The sequence below is a fragment of the Anaeromyxobacter sp. PSR-1 genome (genome assembly GCF_000964525.1).
Taxonomy (GTDB): domain Bacteria; phylum Myxococcota; class Myxococcia; order Myxococcales; family Anaeromyxobacteraceae; genus Anaeromyxobacter.
The window spans coordinates 22,117-44,777 of record NZ_BAZG01000002.1 but is presented as its reverse complement, the minus strand read 5'-3'; the positions used below and the strand labels follow the sequence as shown (position 1 = coordinate 44,777).

The window sequence follows — 22,661 nt, the reverse complement described above, 5'->3', positions numbered from 1 at the left end:
GTAGCTCAGACATTCCGGGTCGTCCGTTGCCCATCCAGACACCAGAGTATCGCCGATCGAGGCAGTGAGGACAAGTAGTTACGCCAACCAGCACCCCACGTAACACGAAAGGAAGAACCGACCATGAACACCCCCGATAACAACCAGTCGACCTCCTCCGAGGCGCCCGGGCAGACGAAGGAGGTCGAGATCTTCGTCAACTCGCGGTCGAAGACCGCGACCGGGAAGGAGATCTCCTACACGGACGTCGTGAAGCTCGCCTTCGCGGACGCGTTCCAGAACCCGAACACCGTCTACACCGTGACCTACACCTACGGCGAGGCGAACAAGCCCGGAGGCAGCATGGTCGACGGCGACACGGTCAAGCTCAAGAAGGGAATGCACTTCAATGTCGCCTTCACCACTCGCTCGTAGCCCCGATCTGAAGCGCCTCAGGGACGAAGGGTATGAGGTTCGGATCCAGTCCGAGCACCTCGTCGTTTCGCACGTGCCGTACGTCAACTCGAAGCGGGAGGTTCGGTTCGGGAGCCTCATCTCGAACCTCAACGTCGACACGGAGGGCGTTGCGGCCACGCCGAACACCCACGTCGTCCACTTCGACGGCGAGCACCCGTGCACCAAGGACGGCGTCGAGATCGCGCAGATCAAGCACCAGACTGGCCACCACGAGCTGGCGAAGGGCCTCGTCTCGGCGCACTCATTCTCGTGCAAGCCGCCGGACGGGTATCCGGACTACTACGCGAAGATGACCCGATACATCGAGATCATCTCAGCGCCCGCGCGGGCCATCGACCCCGAGGCCACGGCGCGGACGTGGGTGCCGGTGACGGAGGAGAGCGCCGACGAGGGGTCGGTGCTCCACTACGTCGACACGGCGACGAGCAGGGCCGGGATCGTGGCCATCACCGAGAAGCTGAAGCCGCTCAAGATCGGGATCATCGGCCTCGGTGGAACGGGGGCATACATCCTGGATCTCGTCGCGAAGACGCCGGTTCGCGAGATTCACCTCTTCGACGGAGACGAGTTCCTTCAGCACAACGCGTTCAGGGCCCCCGGTGCACCGTCGCTGGAGGAGCTCCGCCGCAAGCCGCTGAAGACGGAGTACTTGAAGGAGCTGTACGGCCGCATGCACAAGAAGATCGTCTCGCACGCGACGTACGTGGACTCGTCCAACGTCGAGCACGTCCTGGGGCTCGACTTCGTGTTCGTCTGCATCGACCGGGGGCTCGTGAAGGAGTCGCTGTACGCGCAGATGGAGGCGCGCGGGCTCTCGTTTATCGACGTCGGTATGGGTGTCAGCGCCGAGGGCGGTGCGCTCGTGGGTGTCGTTCGGACGACGCTCAGCACGGGCGTGAAGCGCGATCACGTCAAGCGACGGGTCCCCTTCGTCGATGGCCCGGACGACGACTACGCATCGAACATCCAGATCGCCGAGCTCAACATGCTGAACGCGGCGCTCGCGGTGTTGAAGTGGAAGAAGCTGTACGGGTTCTACAACGACGTCGAGCGTGAGCACACGAGCCTCTTCAGCATCAACGTGAACCAGCTGCTGAGCGAGGACAAGTGAGCGCGGTCGTTCACAGGTTCGTGGACCAGGTGCCCGAGGACCTCGAGGACGGGGTCGTGTATGTCTCGATCCCGTTCTCGACGGTCATCCACAAGTGCTGTTGCGGCTGCGGCCATGAGGTCGTCACCCCACTCTCGCCGCATGGCTGGCAGCTCATCTTCGACGGCCAATCGGTCTCGTTGCACCCCTCGATCGGCAACCGGGCGCTACCATGCCGTTCGCACTACTGGATAAAGAACAACAGGGTCCACTGGGCCGGCTGGTACGAGGACGCCGGAGCGAAGAAGACTGGAAAGCGCCGAGCCAAGGCGCGCGCGTTCATCGATCGCGAAGACGCCTCGACCGATCGCGACGTCCACACGGAACAGAGCGCGGGCAGCAGCAGCCCGCTCCGGGTCCGACTGCGGCGCTGGCTTCACAAGGACTGATCGCCGTCAGGTTCACGGGGTCTGCGGCACGCGACCCTCGTCGGAGTCCGGTCGGAAATGTTGTGGAGCGAGTGCATCACTCAAGTGTCGTGACGCGACGGCGCCCACGGAATCGAACCACGCGTGCCTAAGGAGATGACGGTCCGGACCACCACGATGTCGCTGGCGAACGAGCGCCGGCACCGCGCGGCCTGGCCGATGCGCGGCGCGGTGCCCTCGAGCGAAGGGGAGACGGTGCGGCGTTCACCTGCGCCAGCGGCCGGCCTCGACGAACGAGTAGTACCCGCCGCTCGCGACGATCAGATGGTCCCTTGCCGTCAACCCGACCAGCTCGGACGCCGCCCTGAGACGCTCCGTGAGGTCATGGTCTTCCGGCGACGGGTCGGCGGATCCGCTGGGATGATTGTGCGCGAAGATGACTCCGTGCGCGCCGACGCGCAGTGCCTCGCGGAGGACGTCGCGGGGCGCCACCGGGCACTGGGTAAGCGAGCCCTCGGAGATCTTCGCCGTCTTGATGAGCCGGCAGCGCACGTCGAGGAGCACAACGTGGAACTGCTCACGCTCGGCGTGCGCGACGTCGCGGAGCAACTCGTACACGCGCGCGGGATCCTGGAGGCGTTCCCCGCGCTTCGGCGGCGCCCATGCCCCGCGCCGGCCGAGCTCGAACGCGGCGACGAGCGCCGCCGCGCGCGCCGGCCCGATCCCGGTCATCTGGCGGAGATCGTCGGTGGAGGCCCACGCGATCTCGGGGAGCGGCCTCTCGTCGAGCAAGCGGATCGCGGCGTCGCGCACGTTGTTCGCGCCGGCCGTGGGGCCGAGCAGGACCGCGACGAGCTCGGCGTCCGAGAGGGCGCGCGCTCCGAGCTGCTCCAGGCGCTCGTGAGCGGTAGGCGTTTCGACAGTCTTCGACTCCATGGGCCACCTCGTCTGTGTGCTGGCGGCACCGCGCCGCCTTCCCGGTGAGGGAGGCGGCGGTGCCGACGCGGGGAGGTGGGAACCGAACTCGGCGGCGGACCGGCCAGGCTCGCGTGCCTTCTCACGAGAAGAGGCCCCCGGGGCAGCTGCCCCGGGGGCCCGCGGTCGGCCGTGACAGGGAGGACACGCCCACCGCACAACGAAACGGGCGCGCCGCGCGGGTGCAACGCTTCCCGCAGCGGCTCGAGCGCTACGCGCCGGCGGGCCTCGCCTTGGCGAGGTGAGCCGCGCGCTTCGCGCCGAGCTCCTCCGCGACCGCCCTCTCGATGCCCGCGGCGTCGATGCCGTAGGCCTCGATGGCGCGAGCGAGGTCGCGCGGGTACTTCTCGCTCGACATGACGAAGTAGGCGGCGCGCGACAGGCACAGCTCGAGGACGAGCCCTCTGAGCGCCGGTGCCTCGATCGTCGTCGCGATCGCGGCGAGCGCCGCCGCCGGCTGCTCGCCCTTCGGTACCTTGCCGAGGCGGCGCTTCACGGCGTCCACGACCGCGTTGTGGAAGCCGCCATGGAGGATCGTCTCGTAGACGAGCGTTACGAACCGGTTGTCGTCGGCCGGCGCCGCTTCGGCGGAGGCCACGACCGCAGTCAGGATGCGCTGGCGGCTCATTCGCGAGACGTCTGCGGCGAAGCGCGCCTCGGCGGGATCCTGCGCCGGCGAGGGTGTCCGAGGCGCGTCCGAAACGTCCCCGAACGGCTCCTCGCCATCGTCCGCGTCGCCCGGCTCCGCCCGCGCGCGCAGCACGCCGAGGTCGTTCCCGTTCCGCAGGAGCGCGTCGGTGACCTCTTCCTTCTTCGCGAGGCGCATCGGCTTCCCGGCCGAGGTGAAGGCCAGCACCGGCGGAGGGCAGAAATCGCCGAGCAGCTCGCGCCACGGTAGGCGGTCCGGGTGCTCCGGGCAGGCCGCGTCGAGGTCGATCCAGAGGCTGTTCCAGGGGAGGGTGGTGCCGCCGTTGAAGACGTGCCTCGACTCCTCCTGGAGGAGCACGGTGCCGCCAGCAGCGAACACCTCGCGGCGCTCCCGGTCGACGAGTGCGGCGACCTTCGTCCGCCAGCAAGCGACGTCGGTGCAGACGTCCTTGCAGTCGGGCTCGGAGAAGAGCGCGGGCTGGTTCACGCTGCGCTTCGGGCAGGTGGTGCAGGGACCGGCGCCCGCCACGAGCGCCGCGTCGCCCACCGGGAACGGCGCGCCGTCGAGCCGGAAGGCGTAGTCCCGCTCGATCACGGTCTCGATGGCGGCGGTGCCGAGGTGCCCGCCGTCGTCGAGCTCGTCGTCGTACGCCTCCTCCTCGGCATAGCGCTTCATGCGCGCCCAGGCTTCGGCCTGGAGCGCGGTCGGGATTCCGCGCGCGATGAGGAACGCGCCGGTGACGGTGAGCTCGCCCGCGTAGAACGCCTTGCGCAGCTCCGGGGCGAGCGCAGTCAGCTTGAGGCGGTTGTAGATGTGGGCCGGGGAGCGTCCCGCGACCTGCGCGATCGACTCCGGGGTGTGGATCGCCTTGCCCCTCCGGTCGCGCATCACGAGGAGCCGCTCGTAGGCCTCGGCCTCCTCGAGCGCGTGCGGGTCCTTCCGCTGGGTGTTCTCGAGGAGGCGGCGCGCCTGCGCCTCCTCGTCGGTGAGGTCCTCGACCGTGGCCGGGATCGTATCCAGGCCGAGCTCCTTCGCGGCGCGCCAGCGCCGCTCGCCGAAGACGATCTCGAAGCGGTCGCCCTTTGGCCGGACCTTGATCGGCATCTGGATCCCGTAGGTCCGGACCGACTCGACGAGCGGAGCGAGGTCGAGGTCGGCCTGGCGGTTGTCCGGCGAGGGATCGATGGCGCCGACGTCGAGCAGCGCGACCGCGATCGGCTTCGTGGTTGGGCGGCGCTTCACGTTCCGCACCGCGCCCTTCTTGGCAGTGGCTGGCATGGGGCTCCTTCGCGTGTGGGGCGGCACCGCGCCGCCGCGCCGGATCGGGGCGGCGGGGTGCCGCTCGCCGCGTCGACCGAGCGCTGAAGCGAAGGAAGGCGGGGGCGACAGGCGCCCCCGCCGTTGCCGCGGCTACTTGCCGGCCGACTCGGTGTCGCGCGGCTCCTGGAGGAACACCGCGAACTCCCCGTCGAGGTGGTGGAGGAAGAGGACCCCGTTCTTCCCGCCCTCGCGGATGAGGAGCTTGCCGATCTCCTGGTAGAAGGTCTTCTCGCCCTGCTTCTTCGCCTTCTTCACGGTGTAGGTCGTGTTCGCCATCTTCCGTCTCCCTGTGGTGGGCGCGGCCTCATGCCGCCCTCACCCGGAGTTGGGGCGGATGAGGCAGCGTCCAGAAGCGCGGAGAGCCGACCGATCGCGCGTCCGAGGCTTCACGGCGCCGCGGCGGAGCCCTCCGAAGGAGCCGTGCCACCGAGGCTTCATGCGAGGTGGCGCGGGCGGGCGCGGAGGACGCGCAGGCTTTCGGCCGGTTCGGAGCGCGGCCACTCGGAGCGGGAGTGGCGACGCCGCTCCGGCAGAAGCGGAGCGACACGAGCGCCCTCTTCCGGGAGTCCCAGGCCCCAGCCGGGCCGAGGCCGCGCGGAGCGGGTCGCCGCCTCGCCACCCGCCACGCGCCACGCGCCACGCGATTGCGGAGCCGCCTGTGCCATGGCACGATGAGCCATGCCGTGGTTACATCCGTCTCGCGGAGGCGAACGGAGGAGGTCCGCGGACATGGCGCGCGTCTCAACGCTGGTGCAGTGCACGGCCGCCCTCATCATTCTGAGCGGCGCCCCGCGCGCCCTCGCCAAGGGCGCGCCTCAGGAGGCTGCGGTGAAGGGCGTGCGCCAGATCGTCCTCGACGAGAAGACGGTCGGGAAGGCCATCGCCATACGGACAGCCCGGAACCTCCTCACCACGGTCGAGTTCCCCGAGGACATGCTCGGCGCGCCCTCGTGCGGCGACTGCACCGACGGCAAGAACCCTGACAGCGACGCGCTATTCCGGGTCGAGCCGGTAGCCCAGGGCCGGTACCTCGCCATCTCGCCGAACGGCGAGCCGGCGCGGCGAACGAAGCCGGGCGAGGAGCCGGTGACGACGGTGCTCGTCCGCCTCGAGCACACGACGCTCATGCTTTACCTGGAGCGTGTCGAGCGGAAGTCGGCCGCCGACACCCGGGTCGTGCTCGTCTACCCGAACCGCTCCGGCGAGAGCGAGTACGTGCGAGCGGAGAAGGCGAAGCTCGAGGCGGAGAGCGCGGCCCGCATCGAGTCGGAAGTGAGTGGCCGGTTCCTGCGTGCATTCAGTGAGCCGCACCACTGCTCGAAAAAGGGCGCGCGCGCCCGGAACGACGACGTGGTGCTGGAGGTGACCGAGCTCTGCTACTTCGGGCGCGAGGTGATCCTCTCGTTCACCGTCGAGAACCGCGGGAGGATCCCGGTCGAGATCGGGTCGGTGATCGTCAACAAGGGCGCGAGCAAGCGCGAGTACCTCTCTGAGCGGACGATCGACTTCCAGAAGGTGAGCAGCGGGGTCGTGTCGCTCCGGCTCCCGGAGGGCGACACGACGGGCGGTCCGTTCGAGCTCACCGTCTCCGAGGGAAGCGGGAAACGCCGCGCGGTCACCGTCGGCGGCCTCGAGTTCTAACGCCGCATGACCTTCACGGGCGACAGGCCGGGCGTGCTTCAGTCCCGCTCCGGCGAAGATCCGGCCACGGCCGCCTCGGGCATTGGCGCCCGTGGCGGTGGCGCCCCTCGGCCTGGAGAAACCCTCGAGCTCGGGGCGGAGGCGACGCGGTACGAGATCGTGCGCTCGCTCGGCACGGGCGGCACGGCGGAGGTGTTCCTCGCGCGCCGCCTCGGCCCAGCCGGCTTCGCCCGGCCTGTGGCGCTGAAGTGCATCCTCACCGGCCTCGACGTCGACGAGTCGACGCGCCGGGCGTTCGTGTACGAGGCGCAGCTCGCGAGCAAGCTGCGCCACCTCAATATCGCCGAGGCGTACGACCTCGCGCTCGTCGGGGACCGCTACTACCTCGTCCTCGAATACGTGGACGGATTGACGGTGAGGGGCGCGCTGCGCGCCGCTCGCGGCGCGCGCCGGCGCCTCACCGAGGCGTTCTGCTGCCACGTCGGCGCGAGCGTCGCCGAGGCGCTGCATCACGCTCACACGCTCGCCGACGAGGACGGGAAGCCTCTCGGGATCGTGCACCGCGACATCACCGCGGTGAACGTCATGGTCGCGCGCAGCGGCGCCGTGAAGCTCCTCGACTTCGGCGTGGCGCTCGCGCGCATGGAAGGGCGCGAGCGGACGCGGACCGGACAGTTCAGGGGCACGTTCGCCTACGCCAGCCCGGAGCAGGCGCTGAGCGAGGAGCTCGACGGCCGCTCCGACCTGTTCAGCCTCGGCGTCGTCCTGGTCGAGATGCTCACGGGCGTCCGCGTCTTCGACGCCGGGACGGACATCGGCACGATGCGGAAGATCGCGGAGTGCAGCCCGGAGGACGTCGAGGCGGCTATCGCGGCCCTGCCGCGGGAGCTCGCCGGCATCTGCGCGAAGGCGCTCGCGCGCAGGCCCGCGGATCGATTCCAGGATGGAGCGGCGTTCTCCCGCGCTCTCCGGGAGTACCTCACGGCCAGAGGCATCACGTACTCGCCGAGCGACTGCGCCCTGGAGCTGGGATCCCTCGGCCTGCTCCCGGCGGCGCCTGACGCGTCCGTCGCGGCGGCGGTCGCGGACGACGTTTCGAACTCTGCCGCGAACAGCGCCGAGGGTATGACGGCAGCGCCCGACCCGGCCACGGAACAGCCGCGCCGGCGCACTTGGCGCCGGCGAGCGGTGGCGAGCGTGGCCGTGGTCGCCGGCGCGGTCGCGATCCTCGCAACGGGCTCCGTCAAGCTCCTCTCGCGCAAGGACCTCCGGACAGCCGCGCCGGCGGTGGCGGCTTCCGCGCCGGTGATCGTCGAACCGGCGGGCGCTAGCGAACCCGATGGACCTCGGGCCCCACGGACCGAGTCGACGCCTGCAGCAACCGTGGCCGGACCCGACGTCCGCACCGAGCCCGAGCCGATCGTCCGGCCCAAGGGGTCGGCCAGCGGCGGTCGCGTTGCGGCCGCCGACCGGGCGAAGCCGCCGTCGGCGCTCGTCCGTCGGGAGCGCTCGCCCGTCCGGACCAGCTCCGCCGACTTCGCGGATCGCGCGACGGTAGGGAGCCCGCGCGCGACGTTGCCGCGCGGGACCCTGGTCGCAGTGAAGCTCCTGCGCGCGCTCGCCGGGCCGAACCCTGGCCGCACGGAGGCGATCGTGACCGAGGAGGTCGCGGCCAACGGCGTCGTGCTGGTGCCCAAGGGAAGCACCGTGAGCTGCTCGGCGAGGCCCCCGGCCGACGGACGTGTCCCGCTCTCGTGCGACACGATCAGCACGTCCGACCGCGTCCTCACGTTCAGCGGCGTCGCCGTCGGCGAGGGACAACACGTAGGGCTCCGTCTGCTCGATGACGAGATCGCCGCTGGCACGCCGTTCGTCGTATACGTGAGCGCACCGGCCGCGCTCCGGTGAAGGTGGAGAGGGGAATGCCAGTGGCCCGAGTCCAGCCTGTCCAGGAGCACCGGAAGTCCTTCCGCACGAAGACACTCCGGCTTCATCCACTCGAGAACCTCATCTTCGAGCAGGCGTGCGAGGCGCTGAACGGCATGGAGCGCACGCAACTCATGCAGGAGGCCGTGATTCACGAGGCCGCGCGCCTCGGGGTCCGCTGGACGCTCGAGCCTGCCCCGCCGCTCACGTCATCGTGGCCCTACATGCCTCAGCGCGGGGACGAGCCGACCGAGGTGCGGGTATCGATCACCGTCAGCCTCCCCGTCGCCGAGATCATCACGCGCGCCGCCGAGCACGTACATGCTAGCGAGCCGATGTTCATCATCGGCGCGACGCTCGCGCACGTCGGGCGGCTCAAGGCCTGCTTCAAGGGGATCCACGCGGAAACGCCCGAGGAGGCTCGCGACATCCGCGACCGCCTCGACAAGATCAAGCTCCCGCCGCAGTACCAGTACCCGCCGCGGCCGAAGCGGCGCTGAAGAAAAGTCGGCGCACAGTAGACCGGTGCGCCGTCTGACCCCTGCCGACCTGGCTCACTGGAAGCAGCGCCTCTACCAGGGAAAGCAACTCGAGGGCGCGGCGGCCCGGCACCTCATCGCCGAGATCGAGGCCCTACGCGAGCAGCTCGCAGAGCAACCGGTCGAGATCGCTAAGAAGGCGGCTACCGCGCTCGAGAAGAGGCTTGCGGACGTGGCTGCCTATGGCCCGGGCGGCGGCTGCCCGAAATGCCACGACGTGAGGCCGGCGCGTTCTTGGCGAGCTGAAACGAATCACCGCCACGCCAGACCAATAGTCCACGGAGCCTATTGCCGGAGGCCGGAGAACGCGCTGCGCCGCTCCCCTGATGGGCGAAGAGGGGAGGCACGCTTGACACAACGGCAGGCATGGCCCACCATGCCGGCATGGTACGCCAAGCCAGACGTCGCGACGGCCACCTCCGGCTCGGGAGCGGCTCATGACGGGCCTGAGCGGGCTCATCGCTGCCTGCGGGATCGTCGCCCACGCGGACCTCCTGGACGCAATCGTCCGGGTCGAGTCCGGCGGAAACCCGATCGCGCTCAGGGTCAACGGCGCGGTGGAGCTGGTGCGCGTACCGCGCGACCTGGACGACGCTGCGGCGATGGCCCGCTGGCTCGCGACGCACGGCTACAGCTTCGATGCGGGGCTCGCGCAGGTAAACAGCGCGAACCTGGCGCGGCTCGGGCTCGATACCTCCAGCGTGTTCGAGCCGTGCGCGAACCTCCGCGCAGCGAGCCGCCTACTGGAGGAATGTTACGAGCGCGCGCTGCAGCGCTGGGACGACATGGAGCGCGCTATGACGGCAGCGCTCTCCTGCTACAACACGGGCCACTTCACGCACGGCGTGAGGAACGGCTACGTCAGTTCGGTGCGAGCTGCGAGCTCGCTGGCGCCGCAGTCAATTGCGACGGACAGCGCGAAGACGAAGGCAGCGCGGCGTCGAGACGCCCCGCGCCCCGCAGGCCGGCGCTCGGGAGCGGTCGATCGCGGGCAGCGGATCGGCAATGCCCAGCCACGAGACGAGGTGTTCGCGATGGCGCCGGCGGAGGTCTTCGACGCGAGCTCGAGCGAGAAGACGGCGCGATGACGGACGCGACCAACTCGCGGCGAGCGACGTGTGGCCGAACGAATGGACGGTTGGTTCATGAGGCGAAGGAGAATTCTATGAAGGCGGGCTTCACACAGTTCGTGTTCACGGTGGCGCTGGCCTCTTCGGTAGCGAACGCGCAGGCGCAGGGGCTCTCGCGGGCGCGCTCGACCCTGCAGAACTTCCAGTCCGAGCTCATGCTGTTCGTGCCGATCGTGGCGGTGGTCTCGCTCATCGTGCTCGGCGTCCTCTGGGGCCTGCGGATCATCCACTTCCGGACGCTCGCGCAGTGGGGCGGCGGTGTCCTGATCGTGGGCGCCGCGAGCCAGCTCGTGAACATGCTGCTCTCCTGAGGGCACGCCGTGGCCACGCGATTCCCGCTCTTCAAGGGCGCAACCCGGGTCCCGACCGTCGCCGGCGTGCCGCTCATCCCGGCGGTCGTGCTCGTCATCACCGTAGCGAGCGCGACCGTGTTGCTGGGCTTCGGCTGGCTCGCGCTCCTCGTTCCGAGCTGGCTCCTCATGGCTCAGGTGACGCGCACAGACGATCGGGCCTTTCGGATCCTTTGGCTTTGGAAGCAGACGAAGGTCGCGAACCGGGTGCGCCTCGCCGCGCGCAGCGGCGTGCGCGATCTCTGGGGCGCCTCGGCCTACTCGACCTCCGACCGCCGTTCCCGCAGTTGGGAAGGAAGGAGCAGCCGATGGGCCGGGTGAACCTGCTGCGGGCGAGCCGGGCCGAGTTGCCGGCCGCCGCCTTCGTTCCGTACTCGCACCACGTCACGCCGACGATCATCGCCACGCGTGACGGTGAGTACCTCTCGATGTGGAAGCTTGCCGGCCGCGCGCACGAGGCGGCGTCCGCCGGCGAGCAGGCGGAGTGGGTGGCGGATCTGAACAATGCCTGGCGCGGCCTAGCCGGGGCCGGCGTGGCCTTCTGGTCGCACGTCGTCCGGAGCCGCGCGAGTGCCTTCCCGCGGAGCGCCTTCGATGGGCACTTCTGCCAGCGGCTCGACGCCGCCTACGCGGCGAGCCTCGCCGGCGCGAGGTTCATGATGAACGAGCTGTACCTCACGCCGGTCCTCCGGACGGTCGGTGACGAGGTCCTGGAGGCGCTCGGTCGTCGAGAGAAGGAGGACGTCCCGGCGAAGCTCCGCCGACAGCAAGACGGCGTCGCGAAGCTGAACGACCTCAACCGGGGGCTCGGCGCGACGCTCCGGCGCTACGGCGCGGAGCTGCTCGCGACGTACGAGGGCGGGAGTGGGAGGCTCTTCTCGGCCCCGCTCGAGGTGCTGGGGCTGCTCGTGAACGGCGAACGCCTCCCGATGCCGGTCTGTCGCGAACGCTTCGGCGATTACCTCGTCGCGAACCGGCCGCTCTTCGGGTGGCACGGCGAGGTCGGCGAGCTCCGGCTAGCGGATCGTGTCAGGCGATTCGGGATCCTCGAGATCCTCGAGTACGACGGGAAGGGCACGACCCCGGGCGACCTCGACGGACTCCTCCGCGCCGAGTTCGAGTTCGTCCTTACGCAGAGCTTCGCCGCGCTCTCGAAGCACGGCGCGAAGGGGTTCCTCGAACGCCACAAGCAGCGCCTCCTCGACGCCAAGGACGTTGCGAAGAGCCAGGTCGCCGAGATCGACGGCGCGCTCGACCAGCTCATGTCGGGAGCGTTCGTCGTGGGCGAGCACCACGCGACCCTCCTCGCCTTTGGCGAGAGCGCGGACGAGGTGCGCGATCACCTCGCCTGGGCGCGCTCAGAGCTCCTCGATCGCGGCATCGTGGCGAAGCCGGTGGACCTCGCGCTCGAGGCGGGGTTCTGGGCGCAGCTGCCGGGGAACTTCCGCTGGAGGCCCCGGCCGATGGCGATCACCTCGCAGAACTTCCTCTGCTTTTCGCCGTTCCACAACTTCATGACCGGCAAGGCGGCCGGAAATCCCTGGGGCCCCGCGGTCACGGTGCTCCGGACCGCGAGCGGAACGCCGCTCTACTTCAACTTCCACGCGTCGCCCGCTGGCGAGGATTCCGAGGGCGAGCGGCTCCTCGGGAACACGCTCATCCTCGGCCAGTCGAGCGCGGGCAAGACCGTGCTTCTGGGCTTCCTCCTCGCGCAGGCCCAGAAGTACCGGCCCACCGTGGTTGCCTTCGACAAGGACCGGGGCCTCGAAATCGCCATCCGCGCGATGGGCGGCCGCTACCTGCCGCTCAAGAGCGGTGAATCGACCGGCTGGAACCCGCTCCAGCTCGAGCCAACGAGCGTGAACCTCCTCTTCCTGAGGGGGCTCGTGAAGGCGCTCGTGGCGGGCAACGGGAGCGAGGTGACGCACGAGGACGAGGTGTGGATCGATCGCTCGGTCGACACGGTGATGACGCTCATCGACCGGAGGCATCGCCGGCTGTCGCTCCTCCTCGAGTGTCTGCCCGATCCCGTGAATGAGGACGGAGGGCATCCGAGCGTGGCGGCGCGTCTCCGACGCTGGTGCGACGGTGGGCCGTACGGCTGGGTGTTCGACAATGCCGAGGACGTGCTCGATCTCGGAACGAACCGCGTCTACGGTTTCGACATCACCGAGCTCCTCGACTGCACCGACGCGCGAGGGCCGATGATGAAGTACCTGCTCCACCGCACGGAGGCGATGCTCGACGGCCGCCGCTTCATCTACGTCTTCGACGAGTGGTGGCGCGCGCTCTCTGGCGAGGACTTCGCCGAGCTCACGAAACACAAGGGGAAGACGATCCGGAAGCAGGACGGGTTCCTCATCCTGTGCACACAGGAGCCGGACGATGCGCTCCAGAGCCCCGTGGGCAAGTCGGTCATCCAGCAGTGCGCGACGCTGCTGCTCCTCCGGAACCCGAACGCCACGCGCGAGGACTACGTCCAGGGCCTGAAGCTCAGCGAGCCCGAGTACGAGCTCGTCCGGAGCCTCCCCGAGCAGAGCCGCCGGTTCCTCGTGAAGCAGGGTGGCGGCTCGGCGGTGGCGGAACTCGACCTCTCAGCCATGCCGGAGGCGCTCGCCGTGCTCTCCGGCACGCCGGACCGAGCGCGGCTCGTCGAGGCTCTCGCGGCGGAGTGCGGTGAGGCTCCGGAGAAGTGGTTGCCCCGGTTCTGGGAGCGGCTCGGCGTGCTCGTCCGACCGCTCGAGGAGGAAACGCCATGATCTCGCCCGACATCATCGAGGAGGTGAAGCGGCTCGCCGACCCCGTCGTTCTCATCGGCACCCGGGTGAAGCTCTGGAAGAGCGGCATCGCGTACGCGGGCTCCTGCCCGTTCCACGAGGAGCGGCAGGCGAGCTTCCGCGTCTATCCGAAGGACAAGCACTTCGTCTGCTACGGCTGCGGCGCGAGCGGCGACATCTTCCAGTTCTTCCAGCGCGCGGACGGGAAGGCCTTCCCGACCGTGGTTCGCGAGCTGGCCGCGTCGCTCGGCATCGTCATCCCGCCCGACCGGTCGCCGACTGTGCAGGAGCGGCGGGAACGCGACGAGCACGTCGCGCTCCTCGCTGCCTGCGAAGCGGCGACGACACACTGGCAGCGGAACCTCTGGGGCAGCGCGGGCGGGAAGGCGCGCGAGTATCTCGCGGAGCGAAGGGTGACCGACGAGGCCGTGCGCGCGTTCCGGCTCGGATTCGCACTCCCGGACTGGCACGACCTCGAGCGAGCGCTCGGCTCGGCGAAGATCGCGCACGCGGTCCAGCATGCGGCGGGAGTGATCGCCTCGCGCGAGGTGTCGGCGAAAGGTCTTCGGTACCACGACCGGTTCCGCGATCGCGTCGTCCTCCCGATCGAAGACATCCAGGGCCGCGCCATCGGATTCGGAGCCCGGGCGCTGGGCTCCGATTCGGAGGCGAAGTACCTCAACGGCCCGGAGACGCCGCTCTTCAAGAAGTCCCGCGTGCTGTTCGGGCTACGCCAGGCGCGAGACGTGATCCGAAACAGCGGCAGAGTGCTCCTGGTCGAGGGCTACTTCGACGTCATCGCGCTGCACCAGGCGGGCTTCACCTACGCCGTCGCCGCCTGCGGCACGACGCTCTCCCGGGAGCAGGTCGAGCTGCTCGTCGGCGTCGGCTGCAAGGAGCTCGTCCTCCTGTTCGACGGCGACGAAGCGGGCGCCATCGCCGCAGCACGGGCCGCGCGGGTGCTCCTCCAGGCGAACCTGACTGCGACGGTGGCGAGGGTCCCGATCTCGAGTCACGGCCAGAGCGATCCGGACGTGCTCGTCGCGCGGTCGGGCCGCCGCGGTATGGAGGAAGTCCTCGACGCCACGAAGCCGCTCACCGAGTTCCTCATCGACGATGCCATCCAGCGGCACGCGGATGGCTTCGGCGTCCAGGCGCCGGTCGAGCATAAGCTCGCGGTGCTCCGCACCGTGATGCCGTTCGTGCTTGCGGCGCCGGAGGGCCTCCCGCGGGCGACGTTCGAGCGCGCCGTGGCGCGCCGTCTCGGCATTGACATCGGTCCGCTGCGGCAGGAGCTGCAGCGGGCGGCTCGCGCCGAGCGGCCAGGGAGCCATCCATGACCCCCAAGCACCTCCGAACATTCGTGACCGCCGGAGGCCTCGCCTTCGCATCCGCGACGCACGCGCAGGGCATCCCCGTCTTCGACTCGTCAAGCTTCGGCCAGATGGTCCTGTCCGTGAAAGTGCTCGGGGACCAGCTCGCGCAGCTCCAGGCGGCCTACCAGGCCGTGAGCGGCACCCGGAACCTCGGCGCCGTGCTCTACAACCCCGCGCTCCGCGGCTACCTGCCGGCGGATTGGGCGCGCGTCTACGACACGGCATCCGCGGGCGGCTACGCCGGGATCTCTGGGCCGCTCAGGTCGGTCCAGGATCGCGAGCGGCTTACGGGATCGGTAACCGACGCGCAGTCGAGCATCGTGGCCCGGAGTCGGGCGACCGCGATGACCGACAAGGCCGTGGGCCTGCGCGCGTTCGAGGGCGCTCGGGCGCGCTTCGCCCAGATCGAGCAGATCATGAATCAGATCAACCTCACGCACGACGCCAAAGGCGTTCAGGAGATACAGGCGCGCATCGCGGTCGAACAGGCCGCGGTCCAGAACGAGACGACGAAGCTCCAGCTCGTCGCCATGCTCCAGCGCGCGGAGGAGCGGCTCGTCGAGCAGCAGAAGAGCGACCTTGCGCAACGGATTCTCTCGGCCTCGAATCGCGGCATGCCCCCGTGCTGCTCGGCAGATCCCGGGGCGGGCGCGCGGAGGTAACATGTTTCGCCTCTTCACGCCGCTCTTCGCCGAGCTCGACCGCATCAGCACCGCGTTCGCGCGCGACGTCTCCTCGAGGGTCATCGTCGCCATCACGCCCGTGCTCGCAGCGGGCCTCACGGTCTGGTTCATCGTCTGGGGGGTCCTCGTCATGCGCGGCGCCGTGGAGCAACCGGTGCGAGAGTTCCTTGGGAAGGTCATCCGCACGGCGCTCATCGTGTCGCTGGCGCTCGGGGCGGGCCTCTACCAGCGCGACGTGGCCGAGCTGATACGCACGGTCCCGGACGACCTCGCTGCGGCGGTCGCCGGAGGCGAGGCGGATGTCCGGTTCAGCGCCGATCCGCTCGACACCCGGAGCCGGCAGGCCGCGCTCATCGACCGGGCTGCAGGCCAGGGCCTCTCGAAGGCGGAGGACGCCTTCGAGAAGGGCGGACTCATGACGCAGCAGGGGATCGCCTTCTACACGTTCGGGGTCCTCATGCTGGTCGCGACCGTCATCATGGTCGGAGTCGGGGGTGCGCTCATCCTCGTCGCGAAGGTGATGCTGGCCCTCCTCGCCGGCCTTGGGCCGCTGTTCATCGCGGCGCTCCTCTTCGACGCAACCAGGCGATTCTTCGATCGGTGGATTGCGATGGTCGCAACCTACGGACTCGTGGTGGTGCTCTTCGCGGCGGTCTTCACCTTCATGCTCGCGATCTTCGCGAACTACATGTCGGGCGTCGCCCTCGACGGGAACATGAACGTCGCCTACGGCATCGGCGGCGCGCTCATCCTGACGATCGTCTCCGTCGCGATCCTGAAGGAGCTGCACCACCTCGCGGTCGGGCTTGGCGGCGGGTACGCGCACCGCATCCTCCTCCTGGAGAGGTCGCGATGAGACCGTTCCTGTTCATCGCGCTGGCCTGCGCCTGCGCGACGGCGCCCGAACCAAAGCGGCCAGATGAGTCCCACCGAGTCCCCGTGAACCGGACGGGGCCGCCGGAGGTTGATGCGGCCGTTAGGGCGAACCGGGCCAGCGGTGTGCAGCGGCCACCGCGGCGCGAGGGCGAGGTGGAGTGGCGATGAGGGCGGGGGACCTGGAGCAATACCTCGAGGAGAGCAGGGGGCTCGAGCGCGACTACCTCGAGGAGCTCGTGCGCTCGAGGAGGGCGGCGTGGCGGGTGGCGGCGGGCGCGGCCGTGCTGGTGGCGGCTGCGCTCGCTGCGCTGGTGGCGCTGGTCCCGCTGAAGCGGGTCGAGGCGTTCGTGCTGCGGGTCGACAACGCCACCGGAGCGGTGGACCTCGTGACGACGCTCCGGGACGGGCAGGCGAGCTACGGCGAGGTGGTCGACCGCTATTTCCTCAACAAGTACGTTCTTGCCCGCGAGAGCTACGACTACGAGACTCTCCAGTCCGCGTACGACACGACCGCGCTCATGAGCAGCGGCGACGTCCAGCGTGAGTACGCCGCGCTCTTCGACGGGCCGATGGCGCGCGACAAGGTCCTCGCGAACCGCGTCCGGATCATGGTGAACGTCCGTTCAATCGCGCCCCGCACCACCCGCAACACGGCGATCGTGCGGTTCGTGACGCGCGCGGCGCACGCCGACGGGACGAGCGAGGCGGAGGAGAGCCTCGTCGCCACCATCGCCTTCCGGTACGTGGGCGGTGCGATGCACGAGCAGGACCGGCTCGTGAACCCGCTCGGCTTCCAGGTGACGAGCTACCGGGTCGATCCCGAGATCGTGGGCGGCAGGTGAGGAGAAGCGTTCATGCGCGCCCCGACCGTGCTTCTTCTTCTCGCCATCGCCGTGTCCGCCGCAGCTTCCGAAGGCGGGCCGGACCGCCGGATCCGGTACGTAAGCTACGACCCGGACGCCGTCGTCCCCGTCGACGCGGTGGTCGGCATCGTCACGCACATCGTCCTCGAGCCCGGAGAGAGCTACGTGACGCACGCCTTCGGCGACGGCAAGGCGTGGGACTTCGCCGCAAAGGCGAACCACTGCTTCCTCAAGGCCGTCGCGACGAACGCCGACTCGAACCTGACCATCGTCACGGACCGGCGGAGCTACCACTTCAGCCTGCGGCTCCTCGCGGAGCCGGGGGCGGCGCCCACATTCGAGATCGCCTTCCGCTACCCCGACACCGAAGCTCGGAAGCGGCGCGAGGACACGCGGCGCAGCGCGGTCGAGGACGGCTTCAAGGGGAACGGCGAGAAGCCGAACCTCGACTACACGATGAGCGGCGATCTCGACCTCGCGCCGGTGAACACGTGGGACGACCGCGAGTTCACGTACTTCAGGTTTCCCGGCCAGCGCGACATCCCGGCCATCTACATGGTGGACCTGGACGGCAACGAGTCGATCGTGAACCGGCACAGCACGGGAACGTCGAACGAGATCGTGGTGGTCCACAAGGTCGCGGCCCGCTGGGTGCTCCGGCTCGGCTCCCGCGCGCTCGCCATCTGGAACGACGCGTACGACCCCGAGGGACGACGCAACGTGAGCCGGACGGCTTCGCCCGACGTGAACCGCGTGCTCTGGAGGTAGCCATGGCCGAAACCGACGTCGATGCGGCGGTGGAGCTCGAAAAGCGGGAGCGCGAGCGGGCGCGCGCCGAGGAGGCGGCGCCGGACGTCGAGGGGGGGCGCGGGAAGGCGCTCCTCGCCAGCGGCCGGCGGCAGTGGCCAGTCGGAGCACGGATCTTCTTCGTCGTGACCGGGCTCGTCGCGGCAGGGTTCGCGTCGGTGCTGGTCCTCAAGGCCCGATCAGCGCGGAAGGCAGCCGAGGCGCGGGCGCGTGAGAGCCCGGCGGCGACCGACCGGGTGGAGCGCCACGTCCCGCCGCTGGTGCGCGCCGCACCGGCGCCGCAGCCGTTCGCGCCCACGCCTTCGCCGGCAGCTGCTGGTGCGGGCGACGCCGCCGCACCCGTCGCGAGCCCGGAAGCAGAGCTTCTCCAGCGCCGGCTGGCACGCGGGTTCGGAACGGGCGAGGGCGGCACCGGTCCTCGGGAGCAAGCCTCGCCGGCCGCACCCCACTCGCTGGTTGCACCGGAAAGCGCGCCGGCCATGCCGAAGAAGCCGGGCGCCCTGGAGGTGAAGCTTGAGGCGGCGGAGCTCAGGGCCGCCGCCGCGGGCGTCCTTCCCGACCGCGATCACCTCCTCACGCAGGGCGCGATGCTGGACTGCGTCCTCGAGACGAAGATCGTCTCGACGGTGGCCGGGATGACGTCGTGCCATCTCACGCGCGACATCTACTCGACGAGCGGGCGGGTAGTGCTGCTCGACCGTGGCTCCCGCGTCGTCGGGCGCTACCAGGGCGGCATGCAGCAGGGCGACACGCGCATCTTCGTCCTCTGGACGCGCGTCGAGACGCCGGCAGGCGTCGTCGTCGAGCTTCACTCGCCTGGCGCGGGTCCGCTCGGTGAGCCCGGGCTGGGTGGTCACGTGGACACGCGCTTCTGGGACCGTTTCGGCGCGGCCATCCTCCTCAGCGTCATCGAGGACGGCGCGGACGCGGCTGCCGCCCGCGCGGTCGGGCCGGGGCAGGGCACGAACATCAACGTCGGGAACACCGCGAACGCCGGGAAGGAGGTGATCGCGCGCTCGATGGAGCCGACCATCAACATCCCGCCCGTCCTCGTGAAGAACCAGGGCGAGCGCGTGGGGATCTTCGTCGCACGGGACCTCGACTTCCGGAGCGTTTATGGGCTCGAGCGCGTCGCCAGGACCGGGCGGTAGAAGGCCAGCGCGCGACACGGCACTCCGGCAGCTCCTGCGCCCCCTCGAGCCATACCTCGCGCGGCGCGAGGTGACAGAGCTAGCGGTCAACCGGCCCGGCGAGCTGTGGATCCGCTCGCCCGCGGGCTGGTCGCGCCACGAGACCCCGGAGCTTACCGCCGAGTACCTGGACTCGCTCGTCACGGCGATGGCGGTCCACAGCGGCCTTGCCGTGCGGAGCCTCGCGTCGGTGACCCTCCCCGACGGCGAGCGCGGCCAGCTCGTTCGCGCGCCCGCCTGCGTCGACGGCATGGCGCCGATCACCATCCGGAAGCACTTGCCCACCGTCCGGACGCTGGCGGAGCTGGAGCAGGAGGGCACGTTCGAGGCCGCGCGCGACGTGAGCTTCCACCGACCGTCCGCGGAGGAGGCGATCCGGGAGTCGGAGCGCTGCGACACTGGCCGGCTGGATCCACTCGAGGTCGAGCTCCTGGCGCTCAAGCGCGAGTGTCGCTTCGCCGCGTTCCTGCGATGTGTGGTGCAGGCCCGGCGGAACATCGTCATCGCGGGCAGGACCGGCTCCGGGAAGACGACCCTCGCACGCTCGCTCATCGACGAGGTGTCGGCGACAGAGCGCATCGTGACCATCGAGGACGTCCATGAGCTGGCGCTGCCGAACCACCCGAACCGCGTCCACCTGATGTTCGGTGAGGGCCCGGGCCGCGTCACCGCGGAGGCATGCCTCGCCGCCTGCATGCGGCTCTCGCCCGATCGCATCTTCCTCGCCGAGCTGCGGGGGAGCGAGGCGTGGGAGTACGTGCAGAGCCTGAACACGGGCCACCCGGGCTCGGTCACGACGACCCATGCGAACGGCGCAGTGCAGGCCTTCGACCGGATCGCGAGCCTGATCAAGAACAGCGGGACCGGGCGCGGCCTGGAAGTGGGCGAAATCCGGCGCGTCCTCCACGCGACCCTGGACGTCGTCCTCTTCATGGCCGAGCGCCGCGTCACGGAGGTCTACTTCGACCCGCTCCACGCGAGGGCAAGCTGCCGCTAATGGTCGCACCCGCAGTGCGGGACGCACGCCCCGTAATAGACGGCCCGGGGGGCACGCGCTCGGTTGGCAGTGCTGGCATAGTAAGGCGTGCCTTGCGATCAAGACGTATCCCGGACGGGTGCTCCGGATCGAGGGCTCGCGGGAGGGGCCATGCGCTATGGAATCCCGGACACCTGGCTCGCGATTGCGGTCGGCGCCGGTCTCGCCGCCTGCGGCGGTGGACGCCCCGACTATTCGGCTCGGAGCACGCCGCCCGAGGTGTCATTTGTCACCGCTCCAGCCGCATATACGGCGTCCGCCACGCTGCCCCTCAGCATCGCGGCGCGGAACCCGACGGGCGTGAGGGCGGTCTACGCGCTGACCGGCTCGCAGCGGTTTGCGGCGAAGGAGCAGGGTGACGGTACATGGATGGCGACGGTGCAGTTCCCTGTCATCGGCAAGAACACGGTGACGGTCTGGGCCGAGGACATGGCTTCCCCGACACCGAACAGCGGGCAGGGGATGGACGCGCCCTACCAGCTCGTGCAGAACGTCCTTTACGACCCGACGCCACCCTCGGTGAGCTACGACGCGTCGTTCGCCTCCTACAGCGACGAGCGGGACCTTCAGCTCGAGGTCGATCAGAACGGCGTCGCGAAGGTGCCCCCGGCGTACGTGGTAGGAGCGAAGGCGGGAGCCCTCCCCGGCGGCGACATCTACAAGGCCTGGTCGCGCCTCAGCGGCGGGCCCGAGATGAACGCGAGCGAACTCGAGACTACGAACGCGAACAACATCCCGGTGCTGCGGTTCGTGGTTCCGTACAACCGGAACACTGACTCGCCCATCCAGACCCCGACGTTCGTCGCGCACGTGAGCTGCCCGCCGCCGTGCCCGGTCTTTCCGGACGCCACCGGGCAACTCCTTCCCTCGGCGACCCCCGACGACCAGCGCGCCCTCTTCGACCTACCGATCGCGACGGAGACGATCCCCGCGCTCGCCAGCGTTCTTGGGCCGGCAGACTTGTCAATCACGTTGGCGGTCACGGACGGCGCTGGGAACACCGCAACCGTTCCGGGGTTCAACTTCACGTTCCACTCCGTGGGTCCGCCGCTCGCGCTCGCCGAGGATACGCAGTACCCGGCGGCTGCGAGCGCCGAGAGCACGTACGCGTATCACCTCGTGGACAACACGTACGCCAGCATGTGGGTCCTCGGATCGCAGTTCGGATCCAATGTCGTGCGGCTACTACGGTACTTCATCACGAACCCAACCCCGGACCCCGTCGCGATCCAGTTTGACTACGCCCAGGACGCGCGCGGCTCCTGGCAAGTCTTTGAGAGCTGGAATCGCTTCAGCGCGGGTGAGCCAACAGGCCGCAACGCGGACGGAAACATCTACCTGAACCGCCCCGACACGTCGGTGGCGTTCATGATGGACGGGTTCGGGTTCCACAACGCGATGTACTGGAGGGTCCCTTACGGAACGACGACCGGGACGCTGTCGCAGGGAGAGTATGGCCCTCATCCATGTGGGAGCCCCTCCGGCGGCTACATCCTTCACCGGATGGGCGACACGAAGAGCAAGTACGTCTGCAGCGCGCAGATCGGCGTGAACCTCTTCACGACGACCCCTGAGACAGCGGCGTTCTCTACGGGCGACGTGACCGTCTGGCCTTATCGGATCGCCCCGGAGCTCCAAGGCCAGGAACGCGACCCGGACAAAGACTCCTCGGGCCGCTGGGTACTCGTACCGCCGGCTGCTGGCGCCGTGCCGGGCACACTCGTGATCTATCTGGCCCGCCCGGTGCTCGCGCAGCGGTCGCAGTCGCTGCAGTGGAACGCCGTCGTCAGTTCACCGCCGGAAAATACGGCCGTGAACCACTACCAGAACTGGGACTATGAGTTCTGGTGGGGATACTACCAGCCATCGAGCTACCTCTACCCCGGCTACGACACGTACGTCCTCCTCCGAATGGGCGCCTACCTCGCGGCCGCGCAGGAGAACCTGTACGGCACGTTCTCGGCCACGACGCAGGCGTACACCGGCACGAACCTCCTCGGGGAATCTGCTCCACGGCTGTCGCTCACCCTCACACGCGAACCACTCGCCGTTCACTGATGGGAGGTCCACCGATGCATCGTCATCACGCGCATCGTGGCGTCGCGCTCGCTCTTGCGATCTCGGCGGCAGCCTGCGGCGGCACCGGTCCAGAGGGTCCGCAGGGCCCTCCCGGTCCTCCAGCGGACCGTACGAAGCTCTATTGCCGTAGCAGCGGCGCAATTCTGAACGCCTCGAATCTCACGACGTCGATCACCTGCGATGCGACCTCGGACATCCCGTGGCAAGGCGCATGCGAGGCGCCGGAGCTCCCGTCCGGCCTCTACCTCGCTCGAAGCGAGCCGCTGAACTGGAGCGATCTGAACGCGCTCCCCGGCTGGACCTGCACGTGGGCGGCGTTCGGCGCCGTCCCCGACCAGAACTTCGGCGCGAACGCCGAGATCTGCTGCTTCGCCATCGGTCACAATCCGTGACGACCCGGACGCCATCCAGTCGCCCCGCAATCGGAGTCCGCGCGGCCGCCGCGACGTTCGCACGGGCTAGCGTCCTTC

Annotated in this window: 22 protein-coding genes; 19 read left to right on the top strand and 3 right to left on the bottom strand. The window is 69.5% G+C overall.

The features are described 5' to 3' along the window. Positions 1 to 123: 123 nt before the first annotated feature. Genes PSR1_RS00760 through PSR1_RS00750 form a run of 3 tightly spaced genes read left to right on the top strand, consistent with a single transcriptional unit; the run spans position 124 to position 1,995 of the window. Positions 124 to 414 (top strand): multiubiquitin domain-containing protein, encoded by a 291-nt coding sequence (locus tag PSR1_RS00760; protein ID WP_059435739.1) that lies wholly within the window; start codon positions 124 to 126, stop codon positions 412 to 414. Then, on the top strand, positions 389 to 1,567 hold the full coding sequence (locus tag PSR1_RS00755; protein ID WP_059435738.1) for a ThiF family adenylyltransferase: 1,179 nt from the start codon (positions 389 to 391) through the stop codon (positions 1,565 to 1,567). Before PSR1_RS00760 ends, PSR1_RS00755 begins: the two co-directional genes overlap by 26 nt. A gap of 29 nt (positions 1,568 to 1,596) precedes the next feature. Beyond that, the gene (locus PSR1_RS00750; protein ID WP_193388330.1) at positions 1,597 to 1,995 is read left to right on the top strand and encodes a DUF6527 family protein; all 399 of its coding nucleotides are present in this window, start codon (positions 1,597 to 1,599) and stop codon (positions 1,993 to 1,995) included. A 243-nt stretch (positions 1,996 to 2,238) separates the two neighbouring features. Here the strand turns inward: PSR1_RS00750 and radC are convergent, their stop codons facing one another. From radC to PSR1_RS00735, 3 genes are all read right to left on the bottom strand, one after another. Continuing rightward, positions 2,239 to 2,910 (bottom strand): DNA repair protein RadC, encoded by a 672-nt coding sequence (gene radC / locus PSR1_RS00745; protein WP_059435737.1) that lies wholly within the window; start codon positions 2,908 to 2,910, stop codon positions 2,239 to 2,241. Between the two features lie 250 nt (positions 2,911 to 3,160). Further along, a complete protein-coding gene (locus tag PSR1_RS00740; protein WP_082100070.1) occupies positions 3,161 to 4,876 on the bottom strand; it encodes a ParB/RepB/Spo0J family partition protein in 1,716 nt (571 codons plus the stop codon). Positions 4,877 to 5,008: 132 nt separating this feature from the next. Beyond that, positions 5,009 to 5,194 (bottom strand): hypothetical protein, encoded by a 186-nt coding sequence (locus PSR1_RS00735; protein WP_012632461.1) that lies wholly within the window; start codon positions 5,192 to 5,194, stop codon positions 5,009 to 5,011. Positions 5,195 to 5,647: 453 nt separating this feature from the next. On the opposite strand from PSR1_RS00735, the gene PSR1_RS00730 reads away from it, so the two are divergent. From PSR1_RS00730 to PSR1_RS23665, 16 genes are all read left to right on the top strand, one after another. Beyond that, positions 5,648 to 6,559 carry a hypothetical protein gene (locus PSR1_RS00730; RefSeq protein WP_059435735.1) on the top strand — a complete coding sequence of 304 codons (912 nt, stop codon included), beginning with the start codon at positions 5,648 to 5,650 and terminating at the stop codon, positions 6,557 to 6,559. Positions 6,560 to 6,565: 6 nt separating this feature from the next. Continuing rightward, entirely contained in the window at positions 6,566 to 8,467 is a 1,902-nt protein-coding gene (locus tag PSR1_RS00725; protein ID WP_059435734.1) for a serine/threonine protein kinase, read from the top strand. Positions 8,468 to 8,481: 14 nt separating this feature from the next. After that, a complete protein-coding gene (locus PSR1_RS00720) occupies positions 8,482 to 8,985 on the top strand; it encodes a hypothetical protein (RefSeq protein ID WP_059435733.1) in 504 nt (167 codons plus the stop codon). 476 nt (positions 8,986 to 9,461) lie between these two features. Then, positions 9,462 to 10,112, top strand: coding sequence for a lytic transglycosylase domain-containing protein (locus PSR1_RS00715; protein ID WP_059435732.1), 651 nt, complete (start codon positions 9,462 to 9,464; stop codon positions 10,110 to 10,112). 77 nt (positions 10,113 to 10,189) lie between these two features. Next, a complete protein-coding gene (locus tag PSR1_RS00710; protein ID WP_059435731.1) occupies positions 10,190 to 10,465 on the top strand; it encodes a TrbC/VirB2 family protein in 276 nt (91 codons plus the stop codon). 9 nt (positions 10,466 to 10,474) lie between these two features. Then, the gene (locus PSR1_RS00705) at positions 10,475 to 10,825 is read left to right on the top strand and encodes a type IV secretion system protein VirB3 (protein ID WP_059435730.1); all 351 of its coding nucleotides are present in this window, start codon (positions 10,475 to 10,477) and stop codon (positions 10,823 to 10,825) included. Continuing rightward, complete coding sequence (locus PSR1_RS00700) at positions 10,813 to 13,263, top strand: VirB4 family type IV secretion/conjugal transfer ATPase (protein ID WP_059435729.1); 2,451 nt, start codon at positions 10,813 to 10,815, stop codon at positions 13,261 to 13,263. The genes PSR1_RS00705 and PSR1_RS00700 overlap by 13 nt, the downstream gene beginning before the upstream one ends. Next, the gene (gene dnaG, locus PSR1_RS00695) at positions 13,260 to 14,621 is read left to right on the top strand and encodes a DNA primase (protein WP_059435728.1); all 1,362 of its coding nucleotides are present in this window, start codon (positions 13,260 to 13,262) and stop codon (positions 14,619 to 14,621) included. The genes PSR1_RS00700 and dnaG overlap by 4 nt, the downstream gene beginning before the upstream one ends. Then, positions 14,618 to 15,319: a P-type DNA transfer protein VirB5 gene (gene virB5 / locus PSR1_RS00690; protein WP_059435727.1), complete on the top strand. Its 702-nt coding sequence runs from the start codon at positions 14,618 to 14,620 to the stop codon at positions 15,317 to 15,319. Before dnaG ends, virB5 begins: the two co-directional genes overlap by 4 nt. Position 15,320: 1 nt before the next feature. After that, positions 15,321 to 16,196: a type IV secretion system protein gene (locus PSR1_RS00685; RefSeq protein ID WP_059435726.1), complete on the top strand. Its 876-nt coding sequence runs from the start codon at positions 15,321 to 15,323 to the stop codon at positions 16,194 to 16,196. Between the two features lie 184 nt (positions 16,197 to 16,380). Continuing rightward, positions 16,381 to 17,058 carry a virB8 family protein gene (locus PSR1_RS00680; protein ID WP_059435725.1) on the top strand — a complete coding sequence of 226 codons (678 nt, stop codon included), beginning with the start codon at positions 16,381 to 16,383 and terminating at the stop codon, positions 17,056 to 17,058. A 12-nt stretch (positions 17,059 to 17,070) separates the two neighbouring features. Next, on the top strand, positions 17,071 to 17,847 hold the full coding sequence (locus tag PSR1_RS00675) for a TrbG/VirB9 family P-type conjugative transfer protein (protein ID WP_059435724.1): 777 nt from the start codon (positions 17,071 to 17,073) through the stop codon (positions 17,845 to 17,847). A gap of 2 nt (positions 17,848 to 17,849) precedes the next feature. Next, positions 17,850 to 19,037 carry a type IV secretion system protein VirB10 gene (gene virB10, locus PSR1_RS00670; RefSeq protein ID WP_059435723.1) on the top strand — a complete coding sequence of 396 codons (1,188 nt, stop codon included), beginning with the start codon at positions 17,850 to 17,852 and terminating at the stop codon, positions 19,035 to 19,037. Further along, complete coding sequence (gene virB11, locus PSR1_RS00665; protein WP_059435722.1) at positions 19,003 to 20,073, top strand: P-type DNA transfer ATPase VirB11; 1,071 nt, start codon at positions 19,003 to 19,005, stop codon at positions 20,071 to 20,073. Before virB10 ends, virB11 begins: the two co-directional genes overlap by 35 nt. Positions 20,074 to 20,223: 150 nt before the next feature. After that, complete coding sequence (locus tag PSR1_RS00660; RefSeq protein WP_059435721.1) at positions 20,224 to 22,170, top strand: hypothetical protein; 1,947 nt, start codon at positions 20,224 to 20,226, stop codon at positions 22,168 to 22,170. A 14-nt stretch (positions 22,171 to 22,184) separates the two neighbouring features. Next, positions 22,185 to 22,583: a hypothetical protein gene (locus PSR1_RS23665; RefSeq protein WP_152643255.1), complete on the top strand. Its 399-nt coding sequence runs from the start codon at positions 22,185 to 22,187 to the stop codon at positions 22,581 to 22,583. Positions 22,584 to 22,661 lie beyond the last annotated feature (78 nt).

Excerpts from the sequence above, each read along its gene's own strand:
- PSR1_RS00760 (WP_059435739.1), top strand. The coding sequence starts at position 124 with ATGAACACCCCCGATAACAACCAGTCGACCTCCTCCGAGGCGCCCGGG.
- PSR1_RS00755 (WP_059435738.1), top strand. The coding sequence starts at position 389 with ATGTCGCCTTCACCACTCGCTCGTAGCCCCGATCTGAAGCGCCTCAGG.
- radC (WP_059435737.1), bottom strand. The coding sequence starts at position 2,910 with ATGGAGTCGAAGACTGTCGAAACGCCTACCGCTCACGAGCGCCTGGAG.
- PSR1_RS00740 (WP_082100070.1), bottom strand. The coding sequence starts at position 4,876 with ATGCCAGCCACTGCCAAGAAGGGCGCGGTGCGGAACGTGAAGCGCCGC.
- PSR1_RS00735 (WP_012632461.1), bottom strand. The coding sequence starts at position 5,194 with ATGGCGAACACGACCTACACCGTGAAGAAGGCGAAGAAGCAGGGCGAG.
- PSR1_RS00730 (WP_059435735.1), top strand. The coding sequence starts at position 5,648 with ATGGCGCGCGTCTCAACGCTGGTGCAGTGCACGGCCGCCCTCATCATT.
- PSR1_RS00725 (WP_059435734.1), top strand. The coding sequence starts at position 6,566 with ATGACCTTCACGGGCGACAGGCCGGGCGTGCTTCAGTCCCGCTCCGGC.
- PSR1_RS00720 (WP_059435733.1), top strand. The coding sequence starts at position 8,482 with ATGCCAGTGGCCCGAGTCCAGCCTGTCCAGGAGCACCGGAAGTCCTTC.
- PSR1_RS00715 (WP_059435732.1), top strand. The coding sequence starts at position 9,462 with ATGACGGGCCTGAGCGGGCTCATCGCTGCCTGCGGGATCGTCGCCCAC.
- PSR1_RS00710 (WP_059435731.1), top strand. The coding sequence starts at position 10,190 with ATGAAGGCGGGCTTCACACAGTTCGTGTTCACGGTGGCGCTGGCCTCT.
- PSR1_RS00700 (WP_059435729.1), top strand. The coding sequence starts at position 10,813 with ATGGGCCGGGTGAACCTGCTGCGGGCGAGCCGGGCCGAGTTGCCGGCC.
- dnaG (WP_059435728.1), top strand. The coding sequence starts at position 13,260 with ATGATCTCGCCCGACATCATCGAGGAGGTGAAGCGGCTCGCCGACCCC.
- virB5 (WP_059435727.1), top strand. The coding sequence starts at position 14,618 with ATGACCCCCAAGCACCTCCGAACATTCGTGACCGCCGGAGGCCTCGCC.
- PSR1_RS00685 (WP_059435726.1), top strand. The coding sequence starts at position 15,321 with ATGTTTCGCCTCTTCACGCCGCTCTTCGCCGAGCTCGACCGCATCAGC.
- PSR1_RS00680 (WP_059435725.1), top strand. The coding sequence starts at position 16,381 with ATGAGGGCGGGGGACCTGGAGCAATACCTCGAGGAGAGCAGGGGGCTC.
- PSR1_RS00675 (WP_059435724.1), top strand. The coding sequence starts at position 17,071 with ATGCGCGCCCCGACCGTGCTTCTTCTTCTCGCCATCGCCGTGTCCGCC.
- virB10 (WP_059435723.1), top strand. The coding sequence starts at position 17,850 with ATGGCCGAAACCGACGTCGATGCGGCGGTGGAGCTCGAAAAGCGGGAG.
- virB11 (WP_059435722.1), top strand. The coding sequence starts at position 19,003 with ATGGGCTCGAGCGCGTCGCCAGGACCGGGCGGTAGAAGGCCAGCGCGC.
- PSR1_RS00660 (WP_059435721.1), top strand. The coding sequence starts at position 20,224 with ATGCGCTATGGAATCCCGGACACCTGGCTCGCGATTGCGGTCGGCGCC.
- PSR1_RS23665 (WP_152643255.1), top strand. The coding sequence starts at position 22,185 with ATGCATCGTCATCACGCGCATCGTGGCGTCGCGCTCGCTCTTGCGATC.